The 6331-nt window shown below is 73.2% G+C and carries 5 protein-coding genes and 1 pseudogene; 4 read left to right on the top strand and 2 right to left on the bottom strand.

The window, feature by feature from the left end; all coding sequences use genetic code 11:
- Positions 1 to 445 (bottom strand): annotated as a pseudogene (locus tag SACHA_RS19555) (DUF349 domain-containing protein); the annotation flags it as partial.
- A 274-nt stretch (positions 446 to 719) separates the two neighbouring features.
- Here SACHA_RS19555 and miaA point away from each other — a divergent pair.
- The 4 genes from miaA to SACHA_RS0100470 all read left to right on the top strand — a co-directional run bounded on the left by miaA (position 720) and on the right by SACHA_RS0100470 (position 5263).
- Positions 720 to 1631, top strand: coding sequence for a tRNA (adenosine(37)-N6)-dimethylallyltransferase MiaA (gene miaA / locus SACHA_RS0100485; protein ID WP_019806314.1), 912 nt, complete (start codon positions 720 to 722; stop codon positions 1629 to 1631).
- 10 nt (positions 1632 to 1641) lie between these two features.
- Complete coding sequence (gene dapF / locus SACHA_RS0100480) at positions 1642 to 2466, top strand: diaminopimelate epimerase (protein WP_083935740.1); 825 nt, start codon at positions 1642 to 1644, stop codon at positions 2464 to 2466.
- A 156-nt stretch (positions 2467 to 2622) separates the two neighbouring features.
- Positions 2623 to 4071: a GTPase HflX gene (gene hflX / locus SACHA_RS0100475; RefSeq protein WP_019806312.1), complete on the top strand. Its 1449-nt coding sequence runs from the start codon at positions 2623 to 2625 to the stop codon at positions 4069 to 4071.
- A gap of 55 nt (positions 4072 to 4126) precedes the next feature.
- Positions 4127 to 5263: a hypothetical protein gene (locus tag SACHA_RS0100470; RefSeq protein WP_019806311.1), complete on the top strand. Its 1137-nt coding sequence runs from the start codon at positions 4127 to 4129 to the stop codon at positions 5261 to 5263.
- Positions 5264 to 5314: 51 nt separating this feature from the next.
- Here SACHA_RS0100470 and lexA read toward each other — a convergent pair whose 3' ends face one another.
- A complete protein-coding gene (gene lexA, locus SACHA_RS0100465) occupies positions 5315 to 6010 on the bottom strand; it encodes a transcriptional repressor LexA (RefSeq protein WP_019806310.1) in 696 nt (231 codons plus the stop codon).
- Between the last annotated feature and the right edge of the window lie 321 nt (positions 6011 to 6331).

Below are 6331 nucleotides of genomic sequence, written 5' to 3'. Positions count from 1 at the left end.
GGGCCCGCTCCAGGGCCTGCCCGGCGTGGTCGATGACGTGGTCGAGCCGGGCGCGCAGGGCCGCGAGGTCCCCGACGACGGCCGCCTCGTCGAGCCCGTCCCGCAGGTGTGTGGCGCTGGTCAGCGCCTGCTTCGGGTCCCCGGTCCCCGAGGTCAGCCGGGTTTCGAGCAGTTCGGCCTCGGTACGGAGGTCGTCGAACCGGCGGGCGTAGTGTCGGAGTCCCTCCTCGGCCGAGCCCGCCTGCCAGACGCCGACGGCCCGTTCGCCCGCTGTCGTGTGGACGTACACCGTTCCGTCGTCGTCGATGCGACCCCAGCGGGACGGGTGGTGCTCGGCGACCGGCACGGCGGGGGTCGGAGTGCCGCCCCGTCCGTGTGGCACCTGGCCCGGTGCGGGGGCGTCACCTCCGCCGACGTCACTGGTGTGGGGGTTGTGCTCGGCCATGGCGGGCTCCTTCTCGCCTGTCCGGCCCGCGTGCGGCGCGGGCGCCCCGCGGGGCGGGGCCGGGTGGTGCGGGTACGGGTTGTCGGCCCGCATTCAACCAGGTCACCACGCTCTCTGGGTATCCCGTGCTCCACGGGAACCACGTCACGACCGCACCGGTAACCTCGGGGATCGTGCTCGCGTGTGTCCCCATCATGCCCGCTCGCAGGCGTTCCGCACCCACCCGCGCACCCGGCGCGCCGTGCCGGGGTGCGGCGACCGCGCGGAGGCACGGGTGAGCGGCGGGATCCGGCCGGTCGCCCTCGTCGGTCCCACCGCCACCGGGAAGACGGCGCTCGGGGTGGAACTCGCGCGGGTGCTCGGGGGTGAGGTGGTCAACGCCGACGCGATGCAGCTCTACCGCGGGATGGACATCGGTACCGCCAAGGCCACGGCCGCCGAGCGACGCGGGATCCCGCACCACCTGCTCGACGTCCTCGACGTCACCGAGTCCGCGTCGGTGGCCGCCTACCAGCGCCACGCCCGTGCGGTGATCGAGCGACTGCGGGCGGCGGGGACGGTGCCCGTCCTGGTCGGCGGGTCGGGGTTGTACGTCCGGTCGGTCGTCGACGACCTGCGCTTTCCCGGCACCGACGCGCGGGTCCGCGCGGATCTGGAGCGGCAGGCGGCGGAGTGGGGAACCGGGGCGCTGCACCGCAGGCTGGCGGAACTGGACCCGCGCGCCGCGGCGACGATCCTGCCGTCGGACACCCGGCGTACCGTGCGTGCGCTGGAGGTCATCGAGATCACCGGGGAACCGTTCTCGGCCAACCTGCCCGGACCCGCACCCCCGCGGTACGGCACGGTGCTGATCGGGATCGACCGCGCCGTCGACGAGCTCGACGAGCGGGTCCGGCGACGGGTGGAGCGGATGTTCGCCGACGGCCTGGTCGACGAGGTCCGCGCACTGGAGGCGAAGGGCCTGCGGGAGGGGACGACCGCGCCGCGGGCGTTGGGTTACCGCCAGGTGCTCGACGCGCTGGCGGGCGACGGGGACCTTCAGGCGGCGGAACGAGCCACGGTGGTCGCCACCCGTCGGTTCGTGCGCAGGCAGCGGTCGTGGTTCCGCCGTGACGGGCGGATCCGCTGGATCGACGGTGCCGGCGCCGATCCCCTCGACCGGGTGCGTGCGGAACTGGCTCGGTAGCCTCGTGCGCATGGGTGGTATCGAGTTCCTGAAGGGGCACGGCACACAGAACGACTTCGTGGTGTTGCCGGACGCCGCGGGCGCGCTGGACCTGACGGCGGGCCGGGTGGCGGCGCTGTGTGACCGGCAGCGGGGGCTCGGTGCCGATGGCGTGCTGCGGGTCGTACGCCCGGAGGCGGTCGGGGTGGACTCCGCGGCCGGGTGGTTCATGGACTACCGCAACTCGGACGGATCCCTCGCGGAGATGTGCGGCAACGGGGTGCGGGTGTTCGCCCGGTACCTCGTGGAGGCCGGGCTGGAGGGCAGGCGGGAGTTCACCGTGGGCACCCGGGCGGGCGACCGGCCGGTGCGGGTCCACGACGACCTCTCGGTCACCGTGCGGATGGGCCGCGCCGCCGTCACCGGGACGTCGGTGGCCGTGGTCGGCGACCGTGCGCTGTCCGGGGTCGCGGTGGACGTCGGCAATCCGCACCTCGTCGCGGTGCTCGAGGAGGACGTGACCGACCTCGATCTGCGCGAACAGCCGCGTTACGACGACGGCATCTTCCCCGACGGGGTGAACCTCGAGTTCCTCAACGTGCTCGCCCCGGAGCGGCTGCGCATGCGGGTGCACGAGCGCGGGGTCGGGGAGACCAGGGCGTGCGGCACCGGGACCGTGGCGGCGGTGGCCGCCGTGTCTCATCTGCGCGGGGCCGAGAAGGGCGAGGCCGACGTCGCCGTTCCCGGTGGCACGGTGCACGTCACCGTCGACCGGGACGGCTCGACGCTGAGCGGCCCGGCCGTGTTCGTCGCCCGGGGCGAACTCGACTCCGTGTGGTGGGACGCCACGGCGTGAGCCGCGTGATGCGGAGGGCGGGGCCGGCGCGGTGGGAATAGGTCCGCGTACCTCCCGGTTGATCCGGGGACACGCCCGTCCGCGTCCGGGGTACGGGCGTCCGGACGGGTAAATTCGCTCGTTCTTTCCCACGTGGCGTGGGACGATAGGGAGACGATGACAGAACCGACACGCAACGATCTCTCCGACGCGGAGCTCGACGACCGCGAGCTCTCGCAGGGGGAGCTCGACCTCGCCGAACGCGCCTCGCTGCGCCGGGTGGCGGGGTTGTCCACCGAGCTGACCGACGTCACCGAGGTCGAGTACCGGAAGCTGCGCCTCGAACGCGTCGTGCTCGTCGGGGTGTGGACCGAGGGCACCGCGGAACAGTCGGAGGAGTCGCTGGCCGAGCTCGCCCGCCTCGCCGAAACCGCGGGTTCCGAGGTGCTCGAAGGGCTCATCCAGCGGAGGTCGCGGCCGGACCCGGCGACCTACATCGGTGCGGGCAAGGTCCGCGAACTGGCCGACATCGTGCTCGCCACGGGCGCGGACACCGTCGTCTGCGACGGGGAGCTCTCGCCGAGCCAGCTGCGGCAGCTGGAGGAGAAGATCAAGGTCAAGGTCATCGACCGGACCGCGTTGATCCTGGACATCTTCGCCCAGCACGCGCGCTCGAAGGAGGGCAAGGCCCAGGTCGAGCTGGCACAACTGCAGTATTTGATCCCCCGATTGCGCGGCTGGGGCCAGAACCTCGCCCGGCAGGCGGGCGGTCGCGCGGGCGGCGGCAACGGTGGTGTGGGGCTGCGCGGTCCCGGTGAGACGAAGCTGGAGACCGACCGCAGGCGCATCAACAAACGGGTCGCGAAACTGCGCGCGGACATCGACGCGATGGACACCATCCGCGCCACCAAGCGGGGGCGCCGGGTGGCGAACGCGGTGCCGAGCGTCGCGCTGGTCGGCTACACCAACGCGGGCAAGTCCAGTGTCCTCAACGCCCTCACCGGTGCGGGGGTGCTGGTCGAGGACGCCCTGTTCGCCACCCTCGACCCGACGACCCGGCGATCGGCGACCCCGGACGGCCGGGTCTTCACGATGACCGACACCGTCGGGTTCGTGCGGCACCTGCCGCACCAGCTGGTGGAGGCGTTCCGCTCGACGCTGGAGGAGGCCGCCGTCGCCGATCTGCTCGTGCACGTGGTGGACGGGTCCGCCGCGTCCCCGGAGGACCAGTTGACCGCGGTGCGGCAGGTCCTCGGGGAGATCGCCGAGCAGCGTTCCGCGACGTTGCCGCCCGAACTCGTGGTGATCAACAAGATCGACGCGGCCGACGAGGTCACCCTCGCCCGGCTGCGCCATCTCGCCCCGGACGCCGTCCTCGTCTCGGCGTACACCGGGGCGGGGATCGCGGAACTGACCACGGAGGTCGCCGAGCGATTGCCGCACCCGGAGGTGACGGTGGACGCCCTGGTGCCCTACACCCGGGGCGAGCTCGTCGCCCGTGCCCACGCCGACGGTGAGGTGCTGGCCGAGGACCACACCTCCGAGGGAACCCACCTGCGTGCCCGCGTCCACCCGGACCTCGCGGCCGCACTGGACCGCTACGTCACCCACGCGTCCCCGACGTGAGCGTGCGCGGGCTCGGGTGCGGCGGTGACGGCCCGGGTCCGCTATCGTCGCGGGAGTGAACGGTCCCGCACTCGGCGTCGCGACGGCCGTGCTCCTCTGTCTCTCCGCGCAGGCTCCCGTTCCTCCCGGGTCCGGGTCCGGGGCCGGGTCGATGCCGGAGCCGGCCGTGGGCACGACGGTGCGGGCCGACCCGGCCGGGTCGGTGCCGGAGCCGGGAGTGCGGTGCTCGTTCACCGATGACCGGCTCGACGAGGTGTCCGGTCTGGCTGCCCGGGACGGGGACGTGTACGCGGTGAACGACGGCGGCACCCGGGTCGAGGTGTTCGTGCTGGACGACGGGTGCGCGGTCCGCGACGTGCTGCGGCACCCGACCGATCCGTACGATGTGGAGGACCTCGCACTCGGCCCGGACGGGACCCTCTGGCTCGGGGACACGGGGGACAACCGCCGCAGGCGCGAGACGGTCGCCCTGCACGCCGTCCCGCGCGGGACGGACCGGGACGCGGGGGCGGCGTTGTACCGCCTGACGTATCCGGACGGTCCGCACGACGCGGAGGCGCTCGTGGTGGACGAGGACGGTGTCCCCCACATCATCACCAAGGACGTGCTCGGGCCGTCCGCGGTGTACCGGCCGGCCGGGCCGCTCACGGCGCCGGGACCGACCCCGCTGGACAAGGTCGGCACGGTCTCCCACACCCCCACGGACACCCCGGGCGGCCCGGTCGGCGGTGTCGGTTCGACACTGATCACCGGCGCGGCCCTGGCCCGGGGCGGGTCCGTGCTCGCCGTGCGCACCTACACCGACGCGTACCTGTACCCGGTCGACGACGGCGACCTGCCCGCGGCCCTGGAGCGGCAGCCGGTCCGGATCCCGCTGCCCGACGAGCCACAGGGTGAGTCGCTCGCGTTCACCGACGACGGCGCCCTGTTGTCCGTGAGCGAGGGGGTGGGTAGTCCGCTCCGCGTGGTCCCGGACGCGGCCGCGCTCGCCCGCACCCCGTCACCGGACGACGCGACAGAACCCGCACCCGGGCCGCGGACCCGACCGGAGAACACCGGATCCGGGGGACGGGCGGACACCGCGTCCGACGGCGCGGACGGGTCCGGGATCGCCACGCTCCCCGGCGTCCTGGTCGCCCTCGGGCTCGCCGCGGTGGTCATGGTCGGTCTCGGCAGGCTCCGACGGCGCTGACCCTCGCGCCGACCCGTGACCGGCGCTCGGAACCGCGCTCGGAGCCGACGCTCAGAGCCGGCGCAGCACCGCCACGACCTTGCCGAGGATCGTGGCGTCGTCCCCGGGGATCGGCTCGTACGCCTCGTTGTGCGGCAGCAGCCACACGTGGCCGTCCCGGTGCTTCAGCGTCTTCACCGTGGCCTCTCCCTCGATCATGGCCGCCACGATGTCGCCGTTGTCGGCGGTCGGCTGCTGCCGCACCACGACCCAGTCGCCGTCGGTGATCGCGGCGTCGACCATGGAGTCGCCGGTGACGCTCAGCAGGAAGACCTCCCCCTCGCCGACGATGTCCTTCGGGAGCGGGAAGACGTCCTCGATCGACTCCTCCGCGAGCACGGGACCGCCCGCGGCGATCCGCCCCACGAGCGGCACCAGTGCCGCGTTCGCCGCCGTCCCCACCGGAGCCGTCGGATCGGTGCGCTCGACGTCGGAGGCCAGCACGCCCACGGCGCGCGGCCGGTTCGCGTCCCGGCGCAGGTAACCTTTGCGCTGCAGGGCGCGGAGTTGGTGGGAAACCGACGACGTCGACGTCAGTCCCACGGCCTTGCCGATCTCCCGTACGCTCGGCGGGTACCCGTACCGGTCCACCCAGTCCCGGATCACGTCGAGGACCGTGCGCTGCCGCGGGGTCAGACTCTCGTCGGGTTCCTCGGCGACGGGCGTGAGGTCGCCGACCGTGCCGCTGTCCTCCGTCTTGCGTGCCACCCCGTACTGCCTCCCGGTCGAGAGCGCGACGCGTCGGCCGTGCCCGATGCTGCATGTCCACTGTCGACACTATCTGTCATCGACACGTTTCTCAAACGCATGTTCGACCGCTGTGCCGGAGTGTCTCGATTCTCCTCCGACGTTCTGCCAGAATCGCACGTACGTTCGATCGAACGGGGTTCGAGCGTGGGAGGTCGCGATGGTCCGGGACGCGGCGGCGCGACCGCGGCGTCGTAGGGTGGGCCCGCGCCGCGGCCGGTCCGTGGCGAGTTTCCTGAGGTCGCCTCTGTCGTGGGTCCCGTGGCCGTGCCCGGCGAGCCG

The sequence above is a fragment of the Saccharomonospora halophila 8 genome, assembly GCF_000383775.1.
GTDB classification, from domain to species: Bacteria; Actinomycetota; Actinomycetes; order Mycobacteriales; family Pseudonocardiaceae; genus Saccharomonospora; species Saccharomonospora halophila.
Note: the sequence above shows the minus strand (reverse complement) of the source record. Positions and strands in the feature narration are given on the sequence as shown.

Excerpts from the sequence above, each read along its gene's own strand:
- dapF (WP_083935740.1), top strand. The coding sequence starts at position 1,642 with ATGGGTGGTATCGAGTTCCTGAAGGGGCACGGCACACAGAACGACTTC.
- hflX (WP_019806312.1), top strand. The coding sequence starts at position 2,623 with ATGACAGAACCGACACGCAACGATCTCTCCGACGCGGAGCTCGACGAC.